We start from the raw sequence: 23,953 nt of genomic DNA, 5'->3' as shown, positions 1-23,953 counted from the left end.
GCGGGCGTGTCCTTCGGTAACCGCCTCCGTTCCCTGCGCCGCTCCTCCGGCCTCACCATCGATCAGCTCGCCGCCGCCTCCGGGGTGAGCGGCCGGGCGATCAGCGACATGGAGCGGGGGCACAGCCGGGCGCCGCAGACCCGCACCCTGGCCGCGCTCGCCAAGGGCCTCGGGCTCTCCGCCGGGGAGCTGGACGAGCTGGAGTCGTCGGCGCGGGAGCAGCGGTCGCGGGGCGGCTCGGACGGTCCGCGGCTGTGCGAGTTGCCGAGGGCCGTGTCGGACTTCGTCGGGCGCGAGGACCATTTCGAGCGCATAAAAGCGCATTTATCGGATTCGTCGGGTCCGGCGCCCGTCGTCGTGGTGCACGGCCAGGCCGGCCTCGGCAAGACCGCGTTCGCGGTCCGCCTCGCCGGCCTGCTGGACGACCGCTACCCGGGCGGGCAGTTCTACCTCGACCTGCGCGGCACCGACGAGACGCCGATGGAGGCCGGCGAGGCCCTGGTCCGGCTGCTGCGCGCGCTCGAGGTGAGCCCGCGGCGGATCGCCGAGACCAACGAGGAGCGCTCGAGCCAGCTGCGCGCCACCCTGGCGTCCCGGCGCTGCCTGCTGGTGCTCGACAACGCGGCGAACGAGAGCCAGGTGCGCCCGCTGCTGCCCGGCGAGGGCGCGAGCCTGGCCGTGGTGACCAGCCGGCGGGTGCTCGGCGGCCTGGAGGGGGTGCTGCGGCTGCCGCTCGCACCGCTCGCCCCGGAGGAGTCGGCGCGGCTGCTCGGGGCGATCGCGACGCAGGCCGTCGGCGCCGGGGTGGCCGAGGTCGCGGCGCTCTGCGGCAACCTCCCGCTCGCGCTGCGGATCGCCGGCACCCGGCTCGCCACCCGGCCCTCCTGGACCGTCGCGCACCTGGTCACCCGCCTCGCCGACGCGGACCGGCGGCTCGCCGCGCTGTCCCTCGGCGACACCGGGGTGGCGACCGCCTTCGCGCTGTCCCACGCCCAGCTGACCGAGCCGGCGCGCGCGCTGTTCCGGCGGCTCGCGCACGTGCCCGGCGTCGGCTTCTCCCCCGAGATCGCCGCGGTGCTCGCCGGGATCGGCCCGGACGAGGCCCTCGACGGCCTGGAGGAGCTGGTCGAGCTCGGCCTGCTGCAGCCCGAGCCGGAGGGCGCGGTGCGCTACCGGTTCCACGACCTGATCCGGCTCTACGCGGCGCAGCGGCTGACGATCGAGGAGCCGCCGGGCGTGCGCGCCGCCACCGACCGGCTGCTCACCACGTGGCTGCTGGAGACCGCGATCGTGGCGGGCCGGTGGTTCGAACCCGGGTACGGCAGCCTGCCCGCCGGATACGCCGGACTCGTGCCGCTGGCCGGCCTCGAGGAGGCCGGCGCCTGGCTGCACGCCGAGGCGGACAACTGGCTCGGCGCGCTGCGGGCCGCGGCCGCCGCCGGGCTCGACCAGTTGGTCGTCGACGTGGCCGAGGCGATGCACTGGTTCTCCGACTCGATGGTCTTCTGGGCCGGCTGGTACGAGGTCTACGGGCTCTCCCGGGCCGCCGCGTCCCGGCTGCCGGACCGCCACCAGGAGGTCACCCACCTCAACTACTTCGCCTGGGCGGCCACCCACGCGGCCCGCCGGCCGGACGAGGGCGCGTCGATCGCGATGGCCGCCTACGACCTGGCCACCGAGCTCGGCGACGTCAAGGAGCAGGCGTGGGCGCTCCAGTACGCGGGGACGGCCTGGCGGTTCGCGGGTGATCTGGAGCCGGCGCTCGACGCGTACACAAGGGCTCAGATCCTCGCCGGAGAAGCCGGTGACCATGACGCCTATGTCCAGCTCTTCCAAGGTCTGGGGCTGCTGCTCGGCGCGCTCGGCCGCCCGCAGGAGGCGCTCGAGATGTTCGCCTCGACGGTCCGTGAGGTCGAGCGGCGCCCGGTGGGGCATCGCCCCGGCCAGAGCGCCCTGGCCGGGGCGCACACCTTCGCCTCGGAGATCCTCGCCGACCTGGGGCGCTGGGAGGAGGCCCGCGAGCAGGCCGAGCTGGCGCTGCCGCTGGTCCTCGACGGCGGCGACAACAGCCTGGTCGGGCAGGTCCACCTCACGCTGGGCCGGGTGCGGGCCGCGCTCGGCGAGGCGGAGGCGGCGCGTGCCGATCTGCGGCGCGCGCTCGAGCTGCTGGAGGAGACCCAGTTCGCCAAGGGCATCGAACTCGCTCGTACGCAGCTGGCCGCGCTCAGTTCTGCGTAATTTCCTGCGTGGTTCTCCGCGGTCCGGCCTGATGGGATTCAGGTAGAGCCATTTCCCCGGGAAGGAACCACAGATGAGTTTCGTCACGACCTCCGACGGCACCCAGATCTTCTACAAGGACTGGGGCACCGGGCGTCCGGTCGTGCTCAGCCACGGCTGGCCGCTCAACTCGGACAGCTGGGAGGCGCAGCAGCTGTTCCTCGCCGAGAACGGCTACCGGGTCATCGCGCACGACCGGCGCGGGCACGGCAAGTCCACGCAGACCTGGCACGGCAACGAGATGGACACGTACGCGGCCGACCTCGCCGCCGTGATCGAGCACCTCGACCTGCGGGACGTCACGCTGATCGGCTTCTCCACCGGCGGCGGCGAGATCAGCCGGTACATCGGCAACCACGGCACCGCCCGGGTCGCGCAGGCCGTCCTGGTCTCCGCCGTCCCGCCGCTCATGCTGAAGACCGAGGACAACCCGGGCGGCGTGCCGATCGACGTGTTCGACGGCCTGCGCGCCGGCTCCCTCGCCGACCGCTCGCAGCTCTACAAGGACCTCGCCGACGGCCCGTTCTTCGGCAACAACCGGCCGGGCGTCACCATCGCGCGCGGCCCGCGGGACGCGTTCTGGCTGCAGGGCATGGCGGCCGGGCACCGCAACGCCTACGAGTCGATCGCCGCGTTCTCGGCCACCGACTTCCGCGGCGACCTCGCCAAGTTCGACGTGCCGACGCTGGTCATCCACGGTGACGACGACCAGGTCGTGCCGTTCGAGGTCGGCGGCAAGGCGTCGGCCGCGCTGATCGAGGGCGCCGAGCTGAAGGTCTACGCCGGTGGCCCGCACGGCATCACCGACACGCACAAGGAGCAGCTCAACAACGACCTGCTGGCGTTCCTGAACAGCTACAGCGCTTGATATGTTGAGGCCGGGCCGCCGCGGCGGCCCGGCCTCGTTCCTTTTCCCGAAGGAGCTTCCGATGCGTCTCAGCCCGGTCACGGTCACCGCCTCCCGCTGACGGCCGCGTGCTCTTCGCGGTGGGGCGGTTCTTCGACGACCGTTTCCCTCCTGGTTCGAGGAGCTCCTTTTGCGTACCCTCCACCCGCGCCTCGGCGCGGGCTTCAACCGTCTCTGGGCCGCGTCCGCGGTCTCCAACCTCGGCGACGGCATCACCATGGTGGCCGGCCCGCTGCTGCTCGCCTCGATCACCGCCGACCCGGTCCTGATCGCCGGCGGCGTCCTCGCCCAGCAGCTGCCCTGGCTGCTCTTCGCCCTGCTCGGCGGCGCCGTCGCGGACCGGTTCGACCGCCGCCGCCTGATCGTCCTCACCAACCTGGGCCGGGCGCTGGCCCTGACCGTGCTGACCGTCGCGGTCGCCACCGGCCACGTACCGGTGGTCCTCGTCTACCTCGTGCTGTTCGCGCTCGGCACCGGCGAGACGATCGTCGACACCGCGGGCGGGGCGCTGCTGCCCCTGCTCGTCCCGCCGGACCTGCTGCCCCGGGCCAACGCGCGGCTCAGCGCCACCTTCACGATCGCGAATCAGTTCGCCGCGAAGCCGTTCGGCGCCTGGCTGTTCGGCCTCGCCGCGGCGGCGCCGTTCGGGCTCGACGCCCTGACGTTCGTGGCGTCGGCCCTGCTGATCGCGTCGCTGCCGATCGCCGATGTCTCCGCCGCCGGCGCTCCCGCCTCGGGGCGGCGGTCGCTGCGCCGGGACATCGCCGAGGGCGTGCGCCGGCTGCATGGTCACCCCCTGCTGCGTACGCTGGCAGCGGCCATGGGCGCCGGGAACATCGCCTTCGGTGCGGCCTTCGCCGTCTTCGTCCTCTATGCACGGCAACGGCTCGGGCTCTCGGACGCGGGCTACGGCCTGCTGCTGACGACGTTCGCGATCGGCGGCCTGATCGGCGCCGGGGTCGCGGTCCGGGTGACCGCGAGGTTCGGCAACGCGGCCGTCCTCCGGGCCGGACTGCTGGTCGAGGCGGTCACCCACGCGACCCTGGCCTGGACGACCCGGCCGCTGGTGGCCGGGGCCGTGCTGATCCTCTTCGGGGTGCAGACGGTGGTCTGGGGCGTGATCACCTCGTCGCTGCGGCAGCGCCTGGTCCCGAACCACCTGCTGGGCCGGGTCGGCAGCGCCTACGCCCTGCTGGAGACGGGCGGCGCCGCGGCCGGCACGCTGATCGGCGGCCTGATGGCGCGGGTCTGGGGCCTGACGACGCCGTTCTGGGTGGCCGCCGCCATGATGGGGGCGATCCTGCTCGTGGTCAGCCACCGGCTGGCTGATGCGGATCGTCGCTAGAGGGTCGCGGCCCTTCTCCGGACCGCGAGGAGTCCTGCTGCCGCCACCGCCATGGCGGTCAGCAGGACCACCGGCGCCGGGACGCCCGGCCCGCCACCGAGCCCGCCGCCCGGCCCGTCCTCCGGCCGGCCGAGATCGATCAGGAGTGGCGGAACGGTCATGGTCCGGTTGTCGATCACCACCTCGGCGGTCTGCCGGGCCTCGCCCGCGCGCGCCGAGACGAGCACGCGGTGCGTCACCACCTGATGCACGACCGCGTCGTACCGCAGGAGGAATCGCCGCACCGGCTCGCCCGCCGGCGGGGTCAGCACGGCGTGCGCCACCACCTCGCGGTACTCGCGGTAGGAGCCCGCCGGCTGCTCCGACTCCACCGACGTGATCGCCACGTGCCACGGCCGGCCCGCGACCGTGGCGGCCCGCAGGTGGGCGCCGAGGTAGGCCCGCAGGTCCGGGCCGGCCGCGAGCATCAGCTCCTCGGCCGGGATCCGCAGCTCCGCCGCGACCGACGACTCCCCCGCGTCGAGGACCACTGCCGAGTGCGGCATCGGATGTGCCGCCGCGACGCCCGGGACGAGGAAGCCCGGGAGAAGCGCCGCCGCGAGCCATCTACGGATCATGAGAAGGAGAACTCGCCGCCGTAGTCACGGGTGTGATCGCGGTAGACGGTGTGGTAGTGGATCTGGTTCTGGATCACCACGCCGTTCTGGCAGACGAACTCGATCCAGACGCTCGGCCCGTCGATCCGCACGTAGTCGGCGTGGGTGTCCAGGCCGGTCGTGCCGGACCAGGCGACGTACGTCTCGTCCAGCTCTTCCTCGTAGGCCGCCATCAGCTCGGTGGCGGTCGCGTCGTCGGCCCCGGCCACCCACGGCTTGATCGCGGCGAGGACCAGGTCCTTCTGCTCGCCGGTGAGCGAACCGGCCGCGAGGCCCTGCTTCGCCGCCGGGAACTGCCCGTCCTCCTGCGGCCCGACCAGCACGTCGGTGAAGGTCTGCCCGAGTTTCGCCTTCGCCTGCTCGGCCGCGCTGAGCCCGCCGGTCATCGCCAGCATCGCGTCGCGCATGTCCTTCAGCGGCGTGTGCGTGGTGCCGCCGTCGCCGGTCCAGCTGGTCGGCTCCACCCCGACGAAGAAGGGTGACGCCCCGGTGACTTTCCCTGATTTGTACGTCATGTGCACCGCGAGGTGGTGCCCGCCGAAGTCGAGCTGCCACGTGCCGGTCACGCTCGGGTCACCCAGGAACGCCAGGAAGTAGAGCTCACTGCCGTAGCCGCCACCGGACATGTCACCCCCGCCCGGACCGCCCGACATCATGCCCCCGCCCGGTCCGCCGGACATCATGCCCCCGCCGGGACCGCCCGGGCCTCCGGACATCCCGGCCGGCGGCCCGCCCGACATGCCGCCACCGGGTCCGCCACCGGGACCGCCGCTGCTGCCCGTCCCGCCGCCGCCCTGGGCGTCGGCCAGGTAGTCGTCGGCGAGCAGCAGCTGTTCGACCCGCTCGTACCCGCTCCCGGTCTGCGCCCCGAGCGCCGTCTTCAGCACGCTCTTCGCGGCGGCGAGCTGGTTCGCGTCGAGGTCGCCGAACTCGATCCCGGGCCGGCAGGTGGAGCCGCACGGCAGGTTCGACCACGAGGTGGCGGTCTCCGCGGTGAGCTCGAGCTGCACCTCGGCCTTCTGCTCGTCGTTCAAGGTGGCGAGGAAGGCATCGGCCGCCTCGACGACACCGGCCACCGACTTGTCGTAGGACGTGACGGTCGCCGCCGCGGACGGGCCGGTGGAGGCCGTCTCCTCGTCGTCCCCGCCGCATCCGGCGGCCGCGACGGTCAGCACCGCACTGGTGGCGAGGCACAGGAGAGTTCTTTTCACCCTTCGGATGCTATAGACGATTTGTCCGAAAGGTCAGGGAACGACCGCCTTCAGCGCCGCATCACGCAGTTCCGGGCTCCGCGCGTAGATCGACGCCCCCGGACCCGGCCGGGAGTCCCCGTCGAACCGCGCGTATGCCCCGCCCGCCTCGGTCACGATCAGCGAGGTCGCCGCGAAGTCCCAGATCTGCCCGCTCGTCTGCGCCGCCAGGTCGAGGTCCCCGCGCGCCACCAGCAGCGGCGGGTGCAGCGACCACGGCCGCTCGTCGGCGACGGCGATCAGCGGCTCGGCCGGGGCCCGCCCCCAGTCCGGCACGACACCCAGCGTGCTCCCGGCCAGCCCGGACGCCCTGCTGCCGGTCACCCGGATCCGCCTCTCCTCCGCGATCCCGCCCGCCACGAGACGTCCCTCGTACGCCCCGGTCCCGAGCCCGGCCCACCACAGACGCTGCTGCGCGGGCACCACCGCGACCCCCGCGGTGATCGCGCCCTGATCCTCGCAGGCCACCAGCACGAGCCAGCGGTCGTCGCCCTCGACGAACAGGGCCGTCCCGTCGATCGGGTCGATGATCCACCGGCGGCCGGAGCCGGAACCGGTCGCGCCGTGCTCCTCGCCCAGCACCGCGTCGTCCGGGACCGCCTCGGCGAGCACCCTGCGGATCACCGTCTCGACGGCCCGGTCGGCGGCGGTCACCACGCTGCCGTCCGCCTTGAGCTCCCGGGGCAGCGCGGCCACCTCGGCGAAGTGCCGGAGGGCCTCCTCGGCGCCGGCCAGAGCCGCGGTCAGGGCGATCTTCACATCGTCGGTCACGCCTCCATCCTGCCGGGCGTGGCCGGTGGTCTTGTCCAGTGACGCGAGAACGGCGTGCGAAGATCGGAGTAACATCGCGTACTCCGATAGGACCCCATGGCGACCATCACCAGCGGCGTCGTCTTCACCACGCCGCCGACGCTGCCCCGGGGCCGGCACGTGCTCAGCCGCGACGAGGTGACCGCGGCCCAGCGCGAGCGGATGCTGATCGCCGCGACCGAGCTGCTGGCCGGCGAGGGATACCGCGGCTTCGGGGTGCGCGAGATCTGCGCGCGGGCGGCGGTGTCCCGGGCCGCGTTCTACGAGTGCTTCGCCGACAAGGACGCCTGCGTCTACGCGGCCTACGACCGGTTCATCGCGGTCTTCCTGGCACATCTGGCCGAGAGCGGGGCCGACGGCGAGGACTGGCCGGGCTGCGTCCGGGGCTTCGTCGCGTCCTACCTCGGCACGCTCCAGCGTGATCTCGTCGCGGCCCGCGCCTTCCAGGTGGAGATGGACGCCCTGGGACGCGCGGCGCGCGAGCGCCGCCGCGCCGCGCTCACCGAGTTGGCCGGCTTCGTGCGCACGTTGCGGTCCGAGCGCTTTCCGGGTACGGCGGGAAGCGTCCCGTTCAGCGCCTACCTCGGCGCCATCCACGCGCTGCGGCAGAGCGCCTCGGACGCACTGGACGCCGCGCCCGAGCCCGATCTGACGTCCCTGGTCGACGAACTGTCCACGTGGCTCTGCCGCATGGTCGAGGCGTGAAGGAGAACCCATGACCCAGGAGTGCACGGCCCCGGCCGCCGAGGAGGAGCTCGTCGCCCGGCTGCGGCGGGACAGCCCCCGTTCCTTCGGGGCGATGTTCCTGGAGCGCTCCGCCCGTACCCCCGACGCCCCTGCCTATCGCACACCCGGCGCCCGCGGCAGCTGGGTCTCCCGCACCTGGGCCGCGACCGCGCAAGCGGTCACCGAGATCGCCGCCGGACTCCTCGCGCTCGGACTCCGGCCGCAGGACCGGGTGGCGATCTGCTCGGCCACCCGGGTGGAGTGGATCGAGGCGGACTTCGGCGTGATGTGCGCGGGCGGGGCCACCACGACGGTCTATCCGAGCTCGTCGCCGGAGGAGGTGCTGCACATCCTCACCGACTCGGGCAGCCGGTTCGCGGTCGTGGAGGACGCCTCCCACCTCGACAAGATCCTCGCCGCGCCGGGGATCGAGCGGGCGATCTTGATCGAGGGGTCCGATTCTCGCGCGCTGCCGTTGGCCGATCTGCGGTCGCTGGGTCGGGAGAAATTAACGACAAATCCGGATTTAGTGGTTGATGCCGTCGCCGCCATCGGGCCGGACGATCTCGCCACGCTGATCTACACCTCGGGGACCACCGGACTGCCGAAGGGTGTGCGGGTCGGGCACGACGCCTGGATCTACCAGGGTCTCGCCATCCAGGCCATGGGCATCGTGCACCCCGACGACCTGGGATACCTCTGGCTGCCGCTCTCGCACGCGTTCGGCAAGGCGCTGCTCTCCTGCCAGCTCTCCGTCGGCTTCGAGTTCGCTGTCGACGGCGACGTCTCGAAGATCGTGCAGCGGCTCACCGAGGTGCGCCCGACGATCATGCCGGCCGTCCCGCGGATCTTCGAGAAGGTCTACGCCGGGGTGACCGCGACGGTGCGTCGTGAGGGCGGCGTCAAGGCCCGGCTCTACGACTGGGCGATCGGGGTGGCGCTGCGCGACGGACTCCTGCGGCCGATCGCCGACCGCCTGGTGCTCGCCAAGGTCCGGAACCGGTTCGGCGGCCGGATGCGGTACTTCATCTCCGGCGCCTCCGCCCTCTCCCCCGAGATCGCCGCCTGGTTCGACGCGATCCGGCTGCCGATCGCCGAGGGCTACGGCCTCACCGAGTCGTGCGCCACCACGATCTTCAACCGGCCCTCCTCCGTGGAATACGGCACGGTCGGCATGCCGCTGCCCGGCACCCGGGTCCGGATCGCCGAGGACGGTGAGATCCTGCTCAAGGGTCCCGGCCTCATGCAGGGCTACCACGGCATGCCGGAGGCGACCGCGTCCACGCTCGTCGACGGCTGGCTGCACACCGGCGACATCGGCGAGATCACCGAACGCGGCTCGCTGCGGGTCACCGACCGCAAGAAGGACCTGATCAAGACGTCGAACGGCAAGTACGTGGCGCCGCAGGCGATCGAGGCCAAGCTCAAGGGGCTCTGCCCGCTGGCCGGTCAGGTCCTGGTGCACGGGGAGAACCGCAAGTTCGTCACCGCGCTGATCGACCTCGACCCGGACGAGGCCCGCAAATGGGCCGCCGCGCACGGCCTCGGCGACGCCTCGCACGCTTCGATCGCGCGCTCCCCCGCGCTCCGCGAGGAGATCTCCCGCTGCGTCTCCTCGCTGAACGCCGGCCTCAACTCCTGGGAGACGATCAAGAAGTTCGTGATCCTCGAGGAGAACCTGGACGTCGAGGGCGGCGACCTCACCCCGTCGCTGAAGCTGCGCCGCCGCGTCGTCGAGAAGCGTTATGAGTCGCAATTGGACAGTCTGTACGCATAAGATCACGGTATGCATCGCAGCCGCCTCTTCGGCATCTTCATCGACACCCCGGTCGCCGACGCCGGCGCCGCCGCCACGTTCTGGGCGGAGGCGCTCGGCTCGACCGCCAAACCGGTCCCCGGCGAGGAGGAGTTCACCGCCCTGCCCGGCGCGTTCCCAGGCCTCGCCGTCGACGTACAGGCCGTCGACGACACGCCCCGCTACCACGTCGACATCGAAACCGACGACGTCACCGCCGAGGCGGCCCGGCTGATCGCGCTCGGCGCGGTCGTCGAGGTGGACAACGGAGGGCACCAGACACTGCGGGCGCCGGGCGGCCACCTGTTCTGCGTGGTGCCGGTGCAGTCCCAGGGCGACCTGTTCGAGCGCGAGGCCCGAACCTGGCCCTAGTTTTCCCGCGTCCCCTCAGCCCTTGAGGCACTCCCGCAGTTCCCCGCCGCCTTCCCCGCACCCCCGCGGTTGCCCCGCACCCCCGCAGTTGCCCCGCAGCCCTCCCGCAGGCCTCCCACGGTCCCCTCCGCAGCCTTCCCGTGGTGCCCCGCAACCCTCCCGCGATCTTGTGAATCCGTGCAGGAACGGGCCTGCACCAATAAACAAGATCGCGCGGGGTGGGGGAGCGGGAGGGGAAGGGGGAAGCGGCCGGCCACCCGTCAATGCAGGTCAAACAGATCCGCCGCCCGAGTAGCCCTCAACAACCAGCGCAGATGAGGCTGACAGTCGTGCAAGTGACACGTAGCCTGCCGCGCCTCCGCAACCCGCCGAGCCGCCACCAGCATCCTCAACCCGGCAGCGTCGCAGAAGTCCACCCCGGCCAGGTCGATGTGGATGTGCCGGACCGGCACGCCCAGCCCGAGCAGATCCTGCACCTGCGTGAGGTCGTACAGCTGGGTCTGCAGCGCGGTAGCCGACATCGCGTCGAGGCTGCCCTGCACCGTGATCAGCAGCCGGTCGCCGTCGCGAGAGCCGGCGATCCGGATGCCGCCGCCGGTCACGACGGCTCCTCCGGCCGGCCGCGGACGATGGCCCAGACCAGTTTGCCGCTGCGGGCCGGCAGCGCGCCCCACGCCGACGCCGCGGCGCTGACGATGCGGAGGCCGAGGCCGCGGTCGACGAGGGACGGGCCGAGCGGCCCCGGGACGGGTTCGCGCACCCGGGGCAGGATCGCGTCGCCGTCGTAGACCGCCAGGTGCAGGGCGGCCGCGGCGCCTTCGCCGCGCATCGACACGATCACCTCGATGTCGCCGTCGGCGTGCTCGGCGGCGTTCACCACGAGCTCGGAGATGATCAGGCGGGCGCGCTGGCAGAGGTGCGGGACGTCCCACTGCCGGCAGGCGTCGTTGACGAGCGCCCGGGCCAGTATCGCGGCGGCCGGGTCGGGGGGCAGTGCCAGGTGCATCCGGTCGGCGAGCGGGTGCCGGCCGGCCAGCGCGGTCCGGGCCTGCGCCACGGTCGCGTAGAGCACCAGCCAGTCCCGGGCGCCGAGGCGCCGTAACCGGCGGGCCAGCGGCGCGTTCGCCTTCACGCAGACCGCCACGGCGACCGGGGGCTGCATGGCGGCGCCCTGGGCGCAGGCGGTCAGCCACAGCGGTGCGCTGACCGCCTGCGGATCGCTCAGCTCGTGCAGGTCCACGATCATCCCGGTGGGGTGCTCGGCGAGGCACTTGTCGAGCACCATGCGTGCCCGCGTGGACAGTGCCCGGTCCCAGTCACCCCAGACCGAGAACTCGATGACCGCCGTGTCCGCGTCGATGACGGCCAGAACCGAGTCGGCCAACGCATCACCGGACCAACCGATCAGATGCGGAGAGCCTGCCCCCATATGCTCTTCTCCCGGCAAAATGCAATCAGCTGTGTCAATACTGCCGCCGCAATTCTTGGTTTATCCGGAAGACACCGTCAACGGGGATTCACCATCCGTGACTCCGACGGGCAGCAGCCGGGCCCCCGAAATGGGGACACCGGCTGCCTGACCGAACCGACCGACAACGGCCTTGATCAAGTCTTACCCGCAGATCCGCGATCAAATCCCCCGCTGCATCGCCAGAACTCCCCTGTTCACGGCCGTGATCGCCTTGCGGGCGGTCTCCTTGACGCTGGGCGAGGCCGACTCCGCCTCCTTGAGCTGGCCGAGCAGGTCGAGCACCTGACGCGCCCAGCGCACGAAGTCGCCGGCCGGCATGTCGGCGTCGTACTGATGGCCGCTCGCCAGAACCCGGGCGAGCGGCTCGCCGCGCGCCCAGCGGAACATCGGCCAGACGAAGCCGGGGTCGGGCTCGCGGGTCAGCGAGAGGCCGAACTCCGCCTCGTCCGCGGCGATCTCGCCCCACAGCTTGGCGCAGGCGTCCACCGCCGCGGTGATCGGGCCCTTCGGCACCGACGCGCGGTCCTCCCCCTCGCGGCGGGACTCGTAGAGCACCATCGAGACGGCGGCGGCCAGTTCCTCCGGCGCGAGGCCGTCCCAGACGCCCTGGCGCAGGCACTCGGCGACCAGCAGGTCGGCCTCGGACCAGATCCGCCCCAGCATCCGGCCGGCGTCGGAGACCTCGCCGTCGGCGGTGAGGTACCCCCGGGCCGTCAGCACGGCGCAGACCTGGTCGAACGTGCGGGCCAGCGAGCCGGTGCGGCCGGCCACCTTGTCGCGCAGCGTCTGGGTGTCGCGGTGCAGGCGGTGCCGCCGCTCGGCCCAGCGGGCGTGGTCCTCCCGCTCCGGGCAGGCGTGGCACGGATGCTGGCGCATCCGCACCTTGAGCAGGGCGATCTCGGCGTCCTCCCCGGGCTGCTGGCGGCCGCGCCGGCGCCGGTCGGGGTGGCGGTCGAGGCCGGTGCCGCTCACCTGCGCGGCCAGGTCGCGGCGCGCCGCCGGCGAGCGGGGGTTGAAGTTCTTGGGTACGCGGACCCGCGCCAGCACCTCGACCTCGCCGCCGAAGTCTCCGGGGCTGACCCGGCCGGCCCACCGGTCCTGGGTGAGCACGAGCGGCCGCGGCTCACCGAACCCGCTGGTCGCCGGCTCGAGGACGACCGCGAGACCGGCCCGCCGGCCCTGCGGCACCCGGATGACGTCGCCGATCCGCAGTCTCTCGAGCGAGGCGACGGCGGCCGAGCGGCGCTGCTGCACGCCCTGCCGGGAGAGCGACTTCTCCCGGTCCGCGATGGCGACCCGGAGGCCGAAGTATTCCTCGAAGTCGCCGTGATGGCAGGTCGCGTCCTCCGCGTAACCCTGCATGGTCTCCTCGTTGCGCTGCACCTGCCGGGCCAGCCCGACCACCGAGCGGTCGGCCTGGAACTGCGCGAACGACGACTCCAGCAGCGCGCGGGACCGCTCGGCCCCGACCGAGCCGACCAGGTTGACGGCCATGTTGTAGGACGGCCGGAACGAGGAGCGCAGCGGGTAGGTGCGGGTGCTCGCCAGCCCGGCCACGTGCCGCGGGTCGACGTCGGGGCTCCAGAGCACCACGGCGTGCCCCTCGACGTCGATCCCGCGCCGGCCGGCCCGGCCGGTGAGCTGGGTGTATTCGCCCGGGGTCAGGTCGACGTGGGCCTCGCCGTTGAACTTGACGAGCCGTTCCAGGACGACGCAGCGGGCCGGCATGTTGATGCCGAGCGCCAGCGTCTCGGTCGCGAAGACCGCCTTGACCAGGCCGCGGACGAAGCACTCCTCGACCGCCTCCTTGAAGGCGGGCAGCATGCCGGCGTGGTGGGCCGCGACGCCGCGCTCGAGGCCGTCGAGCCACTCCCAGTAGCCCAGGACCGAGAGGTCCTCGGACGGGATGTTCGCCACCTTCGCCTGGGCGATCCGGCGGATCTCGGCGCGCTCGTCGGGGTCGGTGAGGCGCAGGCCGGCGGCGAGGCACTGCTGCACGGCCGCGTCGCAGGCGGCCCGGCTGAAGATGAACAGGATCGCCGGGAGCAGGCCGGAGCGCTCCAGCCGGTCGATCACCTCGGGGCGCGGCGGCGGCTGCCAGCGCCGGGACCGGCCGCCCCGGCCACCGCCCCAGCCGGACGAGGACCGGTCGGTCATCTCGAGCCGCCGGTCCATCTCGCGCGTGTAGCGCAGCAGCTCGGGGTGCACGTCGTGCTTCTTCGCCGCGTCGGCGTCGTGGAACAGGTCGAACATCCGGCGGCCGACCAGCATGTGCTGCCAGAGCGGCACCGGCCGGTGCTCGCTCACCACTACCTCGGTCTCGCCGCGGACCGTGACCAGCCAGTCGGCGAACTCCTCGTAGTTGCTGACCGTCGCGGACAGCGAGACCAGGGTGACCGACGACGGCAGGTGGATGATCACCTCTTCCCAGACCGCGCCGCGGAACCGGTCGGCGAGGTAGTGCACCTCGTCCATCACCACGTAGGCCAGGTTGCGCAGCGAGCCGGAGCCGGAATAGAGCATGTTGCGCAGCACCTCGGTGGTCATCACCACCACCGGGGCGTCGCCGTTGATCGCGTTGTCGCCGGTGAGCAGACCCACCTTGTCGGCGCCGTAGCGCTGGACGAGATCGTTGTACTTCTGGTTGGAGAGCGCCTTGATCGGGGTGGTGTAGAAGCACTTGCGCTCGCCCGAGCGCAGGGCCAGGTGCACCGCGAACTCGCCGACGACGGTCTTGCCGGCGCCGGTCGGGGCGCAGACCAGCACACCGTTGCCCCGCTCCAGGACCTCACAGGCCTCGCGCTGGAAGTCGTCCAGGTCGAAGCCGACGTCGAGCATGAAATCCTCGAGCGCCGGGAACTCGGCGACCCGCGCCGCCCGCCTCTTGGAAGCCGCATACCGTTCGGCGGGACTAGTCATGACCACAAGGCTAGTTCGTACGTGTGACAAAACGCAGCACGGTATTCCATGGCCCCCGGAGGCCCCTCTCCGGCGATCGGTATCGTGCACCACGTGCCGGATGCCACTCACCCTCCCCATACCGTGCGGCAGGTCGAAGCCGTCCTCTTCGACTTCCACGGCACGCTGGCCCAGGTGGAGGACCCTCTGACCTGGGTGATCGCGGCAGCCGCCGCCTGCGGCCACGAGCTCGACCGGGGCCGGGCCACGATCCTCGCCGACCGGCTGCTCACCGCCGGGCGCGCCGGCGGGCCGCTGCCGCACCGGGTTCCGCCGCAGCTCGCCGAGCACTGGGCCGACCGCGATCTGTACGAGCACAGCCACCGCGCCGCCTACACCGGCCTCGCGTCCACGGTGCACACCGACGTGGAGGGTCTCGCCGACGCGCTCTACGACCGCCTGCTGCGGCCGGACGGCTGGCTGCCCTACCCGGACACCGAGCCGACGCTGCGCAAGCTGCACGACGCCGGCATCAAGATCGGCGTGGTGAGCAACGTCGGCTTCGACATCCGCCCGCATTTCGCGTCCTGGGGCCTCGACCCGCTCGTCGACGCGTACGTGCTCAGCTACGAGGTCGGCCGCACCAAGCCCGACCCGGCGATCTTCCTGCGCGCCTGCGGCATGCTCGGCGCCGACCCGGAGCGCACCCTCATGGTCGGCGACACCCCGGCCGACGCGGGCGCGGTCAACGCGGGCTGCGCCGTGCTGGTGCTGCCGTCCGCCGACGCCGGCCGCGCCAACGGCCTCGGCGCCACGCTCGCCCTGGCAGGCTGCGTCTAGGCGTACCGGTCCAAGGTTCTTCCCTGCCTGCTCTTGACGGGCGAGGGAGCCGGTTGTTCGGGGGCCTTCTCCTCGGGCGGCTTGGCCGCCGCCTCCGCCATCTGCTTGAGGGTCTGCCGGGCGCTGCCGAGCACCGACGCCGCCTTGCTGCCGATCGGGTTCGTCATGTCCTCACCCTTCGGCCGGATACCGGAGAACTTCAGCGCAGCAACCGGACCGCACCCGGCACACAGCGAATCTCGAGCGGCAGCGCGCCGAGCCGCTCGCCGTCCGCGTACCCGACGATCCCCTCGGCCTCGATCCGCACCTCGCGGGCCCGGAGCACGGTGACCCGCGGGTCGGTGACGTGCGTGCCCTGCCGGAGCCGCGGTTTGAGCCGGGCCAGCGAGATCCGCCCGAGCGGCGCCGCGAAGATCAGGTCGAGCAGCCCGTCGGCCGGGTCGGCGTCCGGCAGGATCCGCATCCCGCCGCCGTAGCTCGCGCAGTTGCCGACCGCGACGATCTCGGCGGGGAACCGGTGCTCCACCCCGTCGGCGTGCACGACGTAGTCCCGCGCCCGCAGCCGGGCCAGCTCCAGCAGGATCGCGAGGTCGTACCGCCGGGGTCCGCGCGGCCGCCGCATCCGGTTGGCGCGCTCGTTGACGAGGGCGTCGAAGCCGGCCGCGAGCACCGCGCAGAACCATCGGTGGTCGCCCCGGGCGGTCCGGGCCAGCGCCAGATCCAGGCGGTGGGCGCGCTGGTCACGCAGCGCCAGCCCGATCGCCTCCGCGGCCTTCAGACCTTCCATGGGTACGCCGGAAGCACTCGCGAAGTCGTTCCCGGTGCCCGCCGGAACCACCCCGAAGCCCACCTCGGTCCCGCCGACCGCCTGCAGCGCCCGGTGCACGGTCCCGTCCCCGCCGACCGCCACCAGCGCGGCAGCCCCTTCCCCGACCGCCGCGTGGCAGGCCGCTTCCGCCTCGGCGCCGCTGTGCGCCTCCAGAATCCGCACCGGCCGCCCACTGGCAGCTCCCAGCGCCTCCACGACCCCGGGAAGCAGACCGCGGTGCCGGCCACGCCCCGCGGAGGGGTTGGCCAGCACCGCGATGAAGTCCGCACTCATGGCGGGGAACGCTATATGGCCCGCGATCGCCGCCGGTGGCGGGGCACGCGATTTGTCGACGCCCGCGGGGTTTGCGGGTGGCGGGAAATCGCCTGCCCCGCCACCGGTTACAAGGCGATCGCCCGCGGAGCGAAGCGGAGCCAGCAGGCTAGGTCATGTCGTCGTAACGGCGCTCCAGGGGGGCCGGTCGCTCGACCGGGGTGGGACCCTCGACCGCCGTCGGCGCCTCGATCGGGTCGGAGGCGCCGACCGGCACCTTCTCCTCGGCGAGCGGCGAGATCGCGTCGTCGTCGAGGCCCTCGTAGAGCTCCTTGCCGCGGCCCTTGCGCCGGTCGTTGATGAACGCCACGCCGACCGCGATGAAGTAGAGCAGCGAGATGCACGCCGCCAGCAGCGTCATCCCGAACGGGCCCGGGTCGGGGGTGGCGATCGCCGCGAAGGCGAACGACAGGAACACGACGGCCCGCCACCAGCTCAGCAGCCGGCGGGCCGAGACCACGCCGGTGAAGTTGAGCATGAGCAGCAGCAGGGGGAACTCGAACGCCGCCCCGAACAGCAGGATCATGTTCATCACGAAGCCGACGTAGGACGTCACCTCGAGCTGGGTGGACTCGCCGATGACACCGGCTTCCATGATGAACGCGAGGCTGTGCTTGACCACGAAGTAGGCCAGCACCGCGCCGAGCACGAACAGCGGCGCCGCGATCGCGACGAAGATGTAGGCCCATTTGCGCTCGTGGCGGTGCAGGCCCGGCGCGACGAACGCCCAGAGCTGGTAGAGCCAGACCGGCGACCCGATGATGATGCCGACCCAGAGCGCGATCTTGAGGCGCAGGACCAGCTGGTCGGTCGCGCCCAGCACCAGGAAGCGGCACTGCCCGTCGATCCACGACGACGGGAGGGCGCAGTAGGGACCTTCGAGGATGTCGAAGACCCACTGGGAGATGACGAAGCCGACGATCAGGCCGACGACCAGTCCCAGCGAGGCGATGAACAACCTGTTACGGAGCTCCCGGACGTGCTCGATGAGGGTCATCGAGCCGTCGGCGGCCTGCTGGAACTTGGTCGGCTTCTTCGGCTTCCGGCGCAGGCTCAGTGCCATCGGGCCGGATCAGCGGTCGTTGGTGCGCTGCACCGGGTCGGTGTAGCCCTGCGGGGGCTGGTAGCCCTGGGACTGACCCTGCTGCGGATGGCCCTGCTGCGGCTGCTGGTAGCCGGGAGCCTGCTGGTAACCCTGGGGCGGCGGGGCCTGCTGGTAGCCGGGCTGCTGGTAGGGCTGCTGAACCTCGCCCTGCAGCGGGGTGCGGCTGTGCTGCGGCTCCGCCTTCTCCGCGACGTTGTTGTCGTCATCGACGAGGCCCTTGGTCTCGGCCTTGATGATCCGCAGCGAGCGCCCGAGGGAACGCGCGGCGTCCGGCAGTCGCTTCGCGCCGAAAAGCAGCACGAGCACGACGACGAGAACGATGATGTGCCATGGCTTGAGGGCGCCCATGGAATGACTCCAGTCGGTCGGATCAGGTTGCGGGGTCCATCGTACGTGTGGATTCCTGGGATATCGCTTTCCGGATGCCCTGGGATTCTCAAGATCTTGCTAAGTCTCGGACAACGGGGAAGGAACTGCCCCGGATCATCGACCGAGATTGGCCTTGATCTGCGTGACCGCGTCCTGGGCCCGCTCGGCGCGCTGCTGCGTCGCCAGCACGGTCCGCTGCAACTCCTCGGCTGCGGCCTGCAGCTTCATGGCGTCCTGCTGCCGGCGCTGCAGCTTCCCCGCGGCCCGGCGCAACTCGGGCAGCCGCCCCAGCAGGCGCGCGGCAGCCGTTCCCAGGACGATAAGCGCGATCGCACCCACGGCGATCCAGACCCACATCAGCACCCGGTCACCCTACCGGCTGCCTCAGACATACTGGTCCAACGCCGTGCTGGCCTGCGCGCGGATCCGGTCGATCAGCTCGGGCGGCCCGAGCACGGTGACGTCCCGGCCGAGGCCGGCGAGCAGCCGCTGCGCCCAGCCCAGGTCGGTGACCCGCATGGTGACGAGCCACTCGCCGCCGTCCCGCTCCACCTGCTCGACCGGGTAGTACTCGGTGATCCACCGGCTGCCGCGGCCGACCCGCAGCGTGATCAGCGGGAGATCCGGGCCGGGCCGGAACACGCCCTCGCTCACGTCCTGCGGCACCGCCTCGACCGGCGGCGCGGACGGCTCGGCCAGCTCGGTGAACGCGTCGATCCGGTCGACCCGGAACATCCGGGTGCCCTCGGCCCGGCGGCACCAGGCCTCCAGGTACGCCGTCCCGCTCACCATCAGCATCCGCATCGGGTCGACGGTCCGCTCGGTCGTCTCGTCCCGGGCCGCCGTGTAGTAGGTGAGCCGCAGCGCGTGCCCCGAGTCGACGGCGGCGCGGACCGCCTCCAGCTTCTTCTGGTTGGCCGGCAGCCGGACCGCGACCGGCGCGTCGGCCAGGTCCCCGGCCGCGCTCTCGATCTTGGCAAGAGCCCGTTCGATGGCGTCCCGGGTGCCGATGCCGGGCGTCTCGGCGAGCATCCGCAGCGCCACCACGAGGGCGAGCGCCTCGTCCTGGTTGAGGCGCAGCGGCTTGTCGATGCCGGCGTCGTGGCTGATCGTCACCCGGTCGCCGTCGAACGCCATGTCGATGAGGTCGCCCGGGCCGTAGCCGGGCAGCCCGCACACCCAGAGCAGCTCCAGGTCCTCGCGCAGCTGCTTCTCGGTGACGCCCAGGTCGCCGGCCGCCTCGGCGACCCGGATCCCCGGGCGCGCCAGCAGGTAGGGCACCAGGTTGAGCAGCCGGCCCAGGCGGTCGGCCGAGGCGTTGCTGCCGGTCCGGAGGGTCACGGCGCCGCCATCTCCTTCAGGTTCTGGATCACGGCGTCCCGGAGCTCCGGCGGTCCCTCGGCCTTCACGTCGGGGCCGTAGCCGGCGAGGCGCGCGGCCAGCCAGTCGACGTCGCCGTACGCGATGGTCAGGCGGTCCCCCTCGGGGAGCGCGACCGACTCGGTGGCCATCCGCCGCAGCCCGGCCGCCCGGCCGGGTTTCACGGTGACGATGGCCCGGCCGTTGCGCGCGATCGGCCCGGTCGAGCGGGCGACGTGGCTGATCAGATCGCGGTCCTCGGGCGGGGTGAAGGCGTCCGGCCGGCCCGCGGGCCTTACGTCGCCGACGATGCGGGAGAGCCGGAAGCAGCGGGTGGCGTCCCGGTCGCGGTCGTGGCCCACCACGTACCACCGGCCGCGCCAGCAGACCACGCCCCACGGCTCGAGGCGGCGGGTGGCCGGCTCGTCGCCCTCCGGCACCCGGTATTTGAAGGTGACCGCGCGGCGCTGCCGGGCCGCCGCGGTGAGCGGGCCGAACGCCGGGTCGACCGTGACGACCGGCTCCACGCCAAGGGTGGCCTGCGGATCCACCTCGACGCCGGCGGCTCTCAGCTTGGCCAGGCCGGACGACGCCGCGGCGGCGAGCCCGGCGTGCTGCCAGAGCCGGGCCGCGATGCCGACGGCGGCGGCCTCGTCGGGCGCCAGCAGGATGTCGGGAAGCGCGTATTCCCGCTGGGCGATGCGGTAGCCGGGCTCCTGGTCGAAGATGCTCGCCGTGCCGGTCTCCAGCGGGACGCCCAGCTCGCGCAGTTCGGCCTTGTCCCGCTCGAACTTGCGCTGGAACGCCTCGTGGTCGCGCGGGTCCTCGGGGTCGTGCTCGTAACCGGGCACGGTCGCGGCGATCTGCGCGGCGGTCAGGAACCGCCGCGTGGACAGCAGACAGATCACCAGATTCACCAGGCGCTCGGTGCGGGTGCGCGACACGAGAGGCAACGCTAGCAGCCTCGTCACACCGACGGTTATCCGCGCATCGGACGGGAAACACGTCGGTCGTGGCAGAACCCGAGCAATCCGAGAGTGTCGGCACCGTCGTCGTCGCGGGGGCCGCCAACCTGGCGATCGCCGTCGCGAAACTGGTGGCCGGCCTCACCTCCGGCTCCGCCGCGATGCTCTCCGAGGCCGCGCACTCGATGGCCGACACGGTCACCGAGGTCTTCCTCTATGTGGCGCTGCGCCGGGGCAGCAGGCCGGCCGACGAGGAACACCCGTTCGGGTACGGCAAGGAGAGCTGGATCTGGGCGTTCATCGCGGCGCTGTTCACGTTCGTCGGCGGCGCCGGGTTCTCGATCTACCACGGCGTCGAGACGATCGTGGAGGGCGAGGAGGCCGGGCCGTTCCTGGCGTCGTACATCGTCCTCGGCGTCTCGTTCCTGGCCGAGGGCGTGTCGTTCCTGAAGGCCCGCCGCCAGGTCCGCAACGAGTCCAGCCGGTGGAACGTCAGCACCCGCCGCTTCCTGCGCCTCACCCCGGACACCACGGTCAAGGCCGTCTACTTCGAGGACTCGGCGGCCCTGATCGGCCTGGTCCTGGCCGCGGCCGGCCTCGCGCTCGCCGAGATCACCGGCTCGCCGGTCTGGGACGGCGTCGCCTCGATCCTGATCGGCCTGCTGCTGCTCGTGGTCGCCTCGGTGCTCGCCAAGAGCAACGTGACGCTGCTGGTCGGCCGGGCGGTCCCCCGCCGCGTCCACAACCAGATCGCCGAGGACCTGGCCGGCATCCCCGTGGTCACCGCGGTCCCGACGCTGTTCACCATGCAGCTCGGCCCCGGCGAGATCCTGGTCGCCGCCAAGGTCGATTTCGCCGACGACGTCTCGGGCGCGAAGATCGAGGAGGCGTCCGACGAGGCCGAGAAGCGCTTGCGGGCACGATTTCCCGGGATTTCGTACGTCTTCCTGGATCCGACCCGCGGCGAGCCGGGTCACAAGGACCTCCGGACGCCTCGGTAGGGTCACCGGTCATGGTGCGGTGGCGGTCCGGGACGGTCCTTGCGGTGCGGCGGAGCTGGCGTGGCGCGGTCGAGCTGGACGTCGGGGTGGACGGCGCCCCGCTGCGGGCACTCGCCTACCCCGCCCTGGTCGGCACCCCGGCGCCGGGCGACCGCGTGCTGCTCAACGTCGGCGCGCTCGTGATGGGCCTCGGCACCGGCGGCTACGCCCTGGTCGTCGCGATCCCCGACCGGCTGCCCGCCGACCCCGAGGCCGACGGCAGCACCCGGGACGGCGGCCACCTGGTGAAGGCCCGCTACACCCCGCTCCAGGCGATCCTGCTCGGCGTCGACGAGGAGGCCTCCCCGCACCGCGCGGTCATGGAGGCCGCCGAGTCCCTGGACGGCATGCCCGTCGTCACCGCCGACCTGCACTCGGCGCTCCCGGCGATCCTGGCCGGCGTGCACGCCGCCCGCCCGGCCGCGAAGGTGGCGTACGTGATGACCGACGGCGGCGCCCTGCCCGCCTGGTTCTCCCGGACCCTGGACGGCCTGCGCGACCACCTGGCCGGCACGGTCACCACCGGCCAGTCCTTCGGCGGCGACCTGGAGGCGAGCACCGTGCACACCGGCCTGCTCGCGGCCCGGCACGTCCTCGGCGCCGACGTCGCGATCGTCGCCCAGGGCCCCGGCAACCTCGGCACCGGCACCCCCTGGGGTTTCTCCGGCGTGGCCCTCGGCGAAGCCGTGAACGCGGTCGCGGTCCTCGGCGGCCACCCGATCGGCTCCCTGCGCATCTCCGACGCCGACGGCCGGGACCGGCACCGCGGCGTCTCCCATCACAGCCTCACCGCGTACGGAAAAGTGGCCTTGACCCGGACGGACCTGATCGTCCCCGGCGGCCTCGACCCCCACCTCGCCGCGGTGGTAGAGGCGGCGCTGGCGCCGCTCGCGGCCCGGCACCACCTGATCCACGTATCCACGGACGGCCTGGACGAGGCGCTGCGCTCCTGCCCGGTGCCGCTCTCCACGATGGGCCGCAAGCTGGACCAGGACCACGCCTACTTCCTGGCGGCGGCGGCGGCCGGCCGGCACGCCGCCTCCCTGCTCCCCTAGCCTGCTTCGTCGAGCGCCCACGCGCCCGCGGCCGCCTCGACCCGGTTGCGGCCGCCCGCCTTCGCCGCGTACAGCGCCGCGTCGGCTCGTTTCAGCAGCTCGTCGGAGGTCTCGGCGCCGTCCCACAGGGCCACGCCGGCCGAGAACGTCTGGTCCAGCGGCGTCGCGTCGAGGGCGCGGGCCAGCACCCGGCGGGACTCGGCCGCGCCGGCGCCGGGGAGCAGGACCACGAACTCCTCGCCGCCGTACCTGGCGATCAGGTCGGCGTCGCGCAGCGCCGAACTCCAGGCCGCGGCGGCCGCCTTGAGGAGCCGGTCGCCGGCCGGGTGGCCGTACGTGTCGTTGTACGCCTTGAAGTGGTCCAGGTCGAGGATCGCCACGGTCACCGGGGTGTGATCGCGGCGGGCCCGTTCGAGGGCGCGGGGCAGCTCGTCGTTCCAGGCGCGGCGGTTCGGCAGGCCGGTCAGCTCGTCGGATCGGGCCAGGTCGCGGACCTGCCGCGCCTGCCGCTCCACCTCCCGGACGAGCAGCGCCATCCGCGTCACCACCAGCAGGAACAGCGTCGCCGAGCCGAGCACGATGGCCCAGCCGTTCACCACCCGGCCGTGGTGCACCTGCACGGCGAGCAGCGCCGGGGCGATCAGGGACGCGCCGGTGAGCAGCGCCAGCAGCCCGTGCCCGAGCCGGGCCGGCGGGGTGTCGGCGGCGGTCGCCACCTGGCGGGCGTCGGCGTGCAGCGCGGCCACGCCGAACAGCAGGAACCCGATCAGGAACACCGATTCCAGCGGACGGCGGAACCAGCGCGCCTCCTCCAGCATGACGCCGGCGTCGCCGAGGTTGCCGAGCACCACCCACGCGCTGTCGCCGAGCAGGAACATCGCCAGCGCCACGGTGATCCACCAGAACGAGGCTCCGCGGCTTCCCCCACTGCGGAGGAGCCGGGTCATCATGGCGAGGAGCAGAAGATCACCTATCGGGTACGAGACCTGCGTGGCGTGCGCCCACCGGTTCATGCGGTCGCCGAGGGCCTGCGGCTCGATGACGTACACCCAGGCCAGCAGCCCGAACCCGGTCGTGATCGTGGCGGCGTCGACGACGGCCGTCCAGTCCCGGCGGCGGTCCCGGCGCCACACCAGCACGCCGAGGCCGAGCGCGCAGGCCGGGTAGAGCCCGAGGAAGAACGGATCGGCGGGCGTCGGCAGGTCCAGCTGCCCGAAACAGATCTCGCCGATCACCGAGACCGGGATGCCGGTGGCGTTCAGGAACACCGCGGCCGCGAAACACCACCACGGCAGCCGGTCGGCCCGGGGCAGCCGGTGCGCGCCCACCAGCACCGCGGCGACGGCGGCATAGCCGGTGGCCAGCTGCCAGGCGGTACGCACCCACACGTTCTCCGGCAGCAGCAGATACCCGGCGACCGCCACGACCGCGATGACCGAGAAGAGCCGCAGGGCCCGGCGCTCACTAGACACAGCCATCAGGCAACGGCACTCCGGGGTCAGCCCCCGTACCCCACCGGCTGCGAATCGGTTGCACCCACCGCCGGCGGTCCCCCGTCACCCGGCTGCAGCC

Annotated in this window: 23 protein-coding genes; 9 read left to right on the top strand and 14 right to left on the bottom strand. The window is 72.6% G+C overall.

The window, feature by feature from the left end:
• Positions 1-6: 6 nt before the first annotated feature.
• From AB0G10_RS28735 to AB0G10_RS28725, 3 genes are all read left to right on the top strand, one after another.
• Complete coding sequence (locus AB0G10_RS28735; RefSeq protein ID WP_360928317.1) at positions 7-2,238, top strand: tetratricopeptide repeat protein; 2,232 nt, start codon at positions 7-9, stop codon at positions 2,236-2,238.
• Positions 2,239-2,311: 73 nt separating this feature from the next.
• On the top strand, positions 2,312-3,145 hold the full coding sequence (locus tag AB0G10_RS28730; RefSeq protein WP_360928314.1) for an alpha/beta hydrolase: 834 nt from the start codon (positions 2,312-2,314) through the stop codon (positions 3,143-3,145).
• Between the two features lie 169 nt (positions 3,146-3,314).
• Positions 3,315-4,529 carry an MFS transporter gene (locus AB0G10_RS28725; RefSeq protein ID WP_360928311.1) on the top strand — a complete coding sequence of 405 codons (1,215 nt, stop codon included), beginning with the start codon at positions 3,315-3,317 and terminating at the stop codon, positions 4,527-4,529.
• Here AB0G10_RS28725 and AB0G10_RS28720 read toward each other — a convergent pair.
• Genes AB0G10_RS28720 through AB0G10_RS28710 form a run of 3 tightly spaced genes read right to left on the bottom strand, consistent with a single transcriptional unit; the run spans position 4,526 to position 7,206 of the window.
• Positions 4,526-5,146, bottom strand: a complete 621-nt coding sequence (locus AB0G10_RS28720; RefSeq protein ID WP_360928308.1) for a hypothetical protein — start codon at positions 5,144-5,146, stop codon at positions 4,526-4,528. The genes AB0G10_RS28725 and AB0G10_RS28720 overlap by 4 nt on opposite strands.
• Positions 5,143-6,396, bottom strand: coding sequence for a DUF3500 domain-containing protein (locus AB0G10_RS28715; RefSeq protein WP_360928305.1), 1,254 nt, complete (start codon positions 6,394-6,396; stop codon positions 5,143-5,145). The genes AB0G10_RS28720 and AB0G10_RS28715 overlap by 4 nt, the downstream gene beginning before the upstream one ends.
• A gap of 33 nt (positions 6,397-6,429) precedes the next feature.
• Positions 6,430-7,206, bottom strand: coding sequence for an inositol monophosphatase family protein (locus AB0G10_RS28710; protein ID WP_360928302.1), 777 nt, complete (start codon positions 7,204-7,206; stop codon positions 6,430-6,432).
• 96 nt (positions 7,207-7,302) lie between these two features.
• Between AB0G10_RS28710 and AB0G10_RS28705 the strand changes: the two genes are divergently transcribed.
• Genes AB0G10_RS28705 through AB0G10_RS28695 form a run of 3 tightly spaced genes read left to right on the top strand, consistent with a single transcriptional unit; the run spans position 7,303 to position 10,138 of the window.
• Complete coding sequence (locus tag AB0G10_RS28705) at positions 7,303-7,950, top strand: TetR/AcrR family transcriptional regulator (RefSeq protein ID WP_360928299.1); 648 nt, start codon at positions 7,303-7,305, stop codon at positions 7,948-7,950.
• Positions 7,951-7,960: 10 nt separating this feature from the next.
• A complete protein-coding gene (locus AB0G10_RS28700) occupies positions 7,961-9,748 on the top strand; it encodes a long-chain fatty acid--CoA ligase (RefSeq protein WP_360928296.1) in 1,788 nt (595 codons plus the stop codon).
• Between the two features lie 9 nt (positions 9,749-9,757).
• Positions 9,758-10,138 carry a VOC family protein gene (locus AB0G10_RS28695; RefSeq protein WP_360928294.1) on the top strand — a complete coding sequence of 127 codons (381 nt, stop codon included), beginning with the start codon at positions 9,758-9,760 and terminating at the stop codon, positions 10,136-10,138.
• 260 nt (positions 10,139-10,398) lie between these two features.
• Here AB0G10_RS28695 and AB0G10_RS28690 read toward each other — a convergent pair whose 3' ends face one another.
• From AB0G10_RS28690 to AB0G10_RS28680, 3 genes are all read right to left on the bottom strand, one after another.
• Complete coding sequence (locus AB0G10_RS28690) at positions 10,399-10,740, bottom strand: STAS domain-containing protein (RefSeq protein ID WP_360928291.1); 342 nt, start codon at positions 10,738-10,740, stop codon at positions 10,399-10,401.
• Positions 10,737-11,522 (bottom strand): ATP-binding protein, encoded by a 786-nt coding sequence (locus tag AB0G10_RS28685; protein WP_360928288.1) that lies wholly within the window; start codon positions 11,520-11,522, stop codon positions 10,737-10,739. Before AB0G10_RS28685 ends, AB0G10_RS28690 begins: the two co-directional genes overlap by 4 nt.
• A 246-nt stretch (positions 11,523-11,768) precedes the next feature.
• Positions 11,769-14,528, bottom strand: coding sequence for a DEAD/DEAH box helicase (locus AB0G10_RS28680; protein WP_360928285.1), 2,760 nt, complete (start codon positions 14,526-14,528; stop codon positions 11,769-11,771).
• A gap of 48 nt (positions 14,529-14,576) precedes the next feature.
• Between AB0G10_RS28680 and AB0G10_RS28675 the strand changes: the two genes are divergently transcribed.
• Complete coding sequence (locus AB0G10_RS28675) at positions 14,577-15,347, top strand: HAD-IA family hydrolase (protein WP_360928282.1); 771 nt, start codon at positions 14,577-14,579, stop codon at positions 15,345-15,347.
• On the opposite strand, the gene AB0G10_RS28670 is transcribed toward AB0G10_RS28675, so the two are convergent.
• The 7 genes from AB0G10_RS28670 to AB0G10_RS28640 form a co-directional block, all read right to left on the bottom strand.
• Positions 15,344-15,514, bottom strand: coding sequence for a hypothetical protein (locus tag AB0G10_RS28670; RefSeq protein WP_360928279.1), 171 nt, complete (start codon positions 15,512-15,514; stop codon positions 15,344-15,346). The two genes, AB0G10_RS28675 and AB0G10_RS28670, sit on opposite strands and share 4 nt — an antisense overlap.
• Before the next feature lie 32 nt (positions 15,515-15,546).
• Complete coding sequence (locus AB0G10_RS28665) at positions 15,547-16,449, bottom strand: diacylglycerol kinase family protein (protein ID WP_360928276.1); 903 nt, start codon at positions 16,447-16,449, stop codon at positions 15,547-15,549.
• 148 nt (positions 16,450-16,597) lie between these two features.
• On the bottom strand, positions 16,598-17,551 hold the full coding sequence (gene tatC, locus AB0G10_RS28660) for a twin-arginine translocase subunit TatC (protein ID WP_360928273.1): 954 nt from the start codon (positions 17,549-17,551) through the stop codon (positions 16,598-16,600).
• A gap of 9 nt (positions 17,552-17,560) precedes the next feature.
• A complete protein-coding gene (tatA, locus tag AB0G10_RS28655; RefSeq protein ID WP_360928271.1) occupies positions 17,561-17,941 on the bottom strand; it encodes a Sec-independent protein translocase subunit TatA in 381 nt (126 codons plus the stop codon).
• Between the two features lie 135 nt (positions 17,942-18,076).
• Positions 18,077-18,319, bottom strand: coding sequence for a hypothetical protein (locus AB0G10_RS28650; RefSeq protein WP_360929002.1), 243 nt, complete (start codon positions 18,317-18,319; stop codon positions 18,077-18,079).
• A 27-nt stretch (positions 18,320-18,346) separates the two neighbouring features.
• Positions 18,347-19,303, bottom strand: a complete 957-nt coding sequence (locus AB0G10_RS28645; protein ID WP_360928268.1) for a YafY family protein — start codon at positions 19,301-19,303, stop codon at positions 18,347-18,349.
• On the bottom strand, positions 19,300-20,265 hold the full coding sequence (locus AB0G10_RS28640) for a WYL domain-containing protein (RefSeq protein WP_360928265.1): 966 nt from the start codon (positions 20,263-20,265) through the stop codon (positions 19,300-19,302). The genes AB0G10_RS28645 and AB0G10_RS28640 overlap by 4 nt, the downstream gene beginning before the upstream one ends.
• Before the next feature lie 68 nt (positions 20,266-20,333).
• Here AB0G10_RS28640 and AB0G10_RS28635 point away from each other — a divergent pair, with 68 nt between their 5' ends.
• Together AB0G10_RS28635 and AB0G10_RS28630 are read left to right on the top strand one after the other, a co-directional pair.
• Positions 20,334-21,287, top strand: coding sequence for a cation diffusion facilitator family transporter (locus AB0G10_RS28635; RefSeq protein ID WP_360928262.1), 954 nt, complete (start codon positions 20,334-20,336; stop codon positions 21,285-21,287).
• Between the two features lie 11 nt (positions 21,288-21,298).
• Positions 21,299-22,381 (top strand): DUF3866 family protein, encoded by a 1,083-nt coding sequence (locus AB0G10_RS28630; protein ID WP_360928259.1) that lies wholly within the window; start codon positions 21,299-21,301, stop codon positions 22,379-22,381.
• Here AB0G10_RS28630 and AB0G10_RS28625 read toward each other — a convergent pair.
• On the bottom strand, positions 22,378-23,859 hold the full coding sequence (locus AB0G10_RS28625) for a GGDEF domain-containing protein (RefSeq protein WP_360928256.1): 1,482 nt from the start codon (positions 23,857-23,859) through the stop codon (positions 22,378-22,380). The two genes, AB0G10_RS28630 and AB0G10_RS28625, sit on opposite strands and share 4 nt — an antisense overlap.
• Between the last annotated feature and the right edge of the window lie 94 nt (positions 23,860-23,953).

The sequence above is a fragment of the Actinoplanes sp. NPDC023714 genome (assembly GCF_040639855.1).
GTDB lineage: Bacteria > Actinomycetota > Actinomycetes > Mycobacteriales > Micromonosporaceae > Actinoplanes.
This window is presented reverse-complemented; position numbering and strand designations above follow the sequence as displayed.

Bases quoted from the DNA above. Each gene is read 5' to 3' on its own strand.
- AB0G10_RS28730 (WP_360928314.1), top strand. From the start codon at position 2,312: ATGAGTTTCGTCACGACCTCCGACGGCACCCAGATCTTCTACAAGGAC.
- AB0G10_RS28720 (WP_360928308.1), bottom strand. From the start codon at position 5,146: ATGATCCGTAGATGGCTCGCGGCGGCGCTTCTCCCGGGCTTCCTCGTC.
- AB0G10_RS28705 (WP_360928299.1), top strand. From the start codon at position 7,303: ATGGCGACCATCACCAGCGGCGTCGTCTTCACCACGCCGCCGACGCTG.
- AB0G10_RS28700 (WP_360928296.1), top strand. From the start codon at position 7,961: ATGACCCAGGAGTGCACGGCCCCGGCCGCCGAGGAGGAGCTCGTCGCC.
- AB0G10_RS28695 (WP_360928294.1), top strand. From the start codon at position 9,758: ATGCATCGCAGCCGCCTCTTCGGCATCTTCATCGACACCCCGGTCGCC.
- AB0G10_RS28680 (WP_360928285.1), bottom strand. From the start codon at position 14,528: ATGACTAGTCCCGCCGAACGGTATGCGGCTTCCAAGAGGCGGGCGGCG.
- AB0G10_RS28675 (WP_360928282.1), top strand. From the start codon at position 14,577: ATGGCCCCCGGAGGCCCCTCTCCGGCGATCGGTATCGTGCACCACGTG.
- AB0G10_RS28670 (WP_360928279.1), bottom strand. From the start codon at position 15,514: ATGACGAACCCGATCGGCAGCAAGGCGGCGTCGGTGCTCGGCAGCGCC.
- AB0G10_RS28665 (WP_360928276.1), bottom strand. From the start codon at position 16,449: ATGAGTGCGGACTTCATCGCGGTGCTGGCCAACCCCTCCGCGGGGCGT.
- tatC (WP_360928273.1), bottom strand. From the start codon at position 17,551: ATGGCACTGAGCCTGCGCCGGAAGCCGAAGAAGCCGACCAAGTTCCAG.
- tatA (WP_360928271.1), bottom strand. From the start codon at position 17,941: ATGGGCGCCCTCAAGCCATGGCACATCATCGTTCTCGTCGTCGTGCTC.
- AB0G10_RS28650 (WP_360929002.1), bottom strand. From the start codon at position 18,319: ATGTGGGTCTGGATCGCCGTGGGTGCGATCGCGCTTATCGTCCTGGGA.
- AB0G10_RS28630 (WP_360928259.1), top strand. From the start codon at position 21,299: ATGGTGCGGTGGCGGTCCGGGACGGTCCTTGCGGTGCGGCGGAGCTGG.
- AB0G10_RS28625 (WP_360928256.1), bottom strand. From the start codon at position 23,859: ATGGCTGTGTCTAGTGAGCGCCGGGCCCTGCGGCTCTTCTCGGTCATC.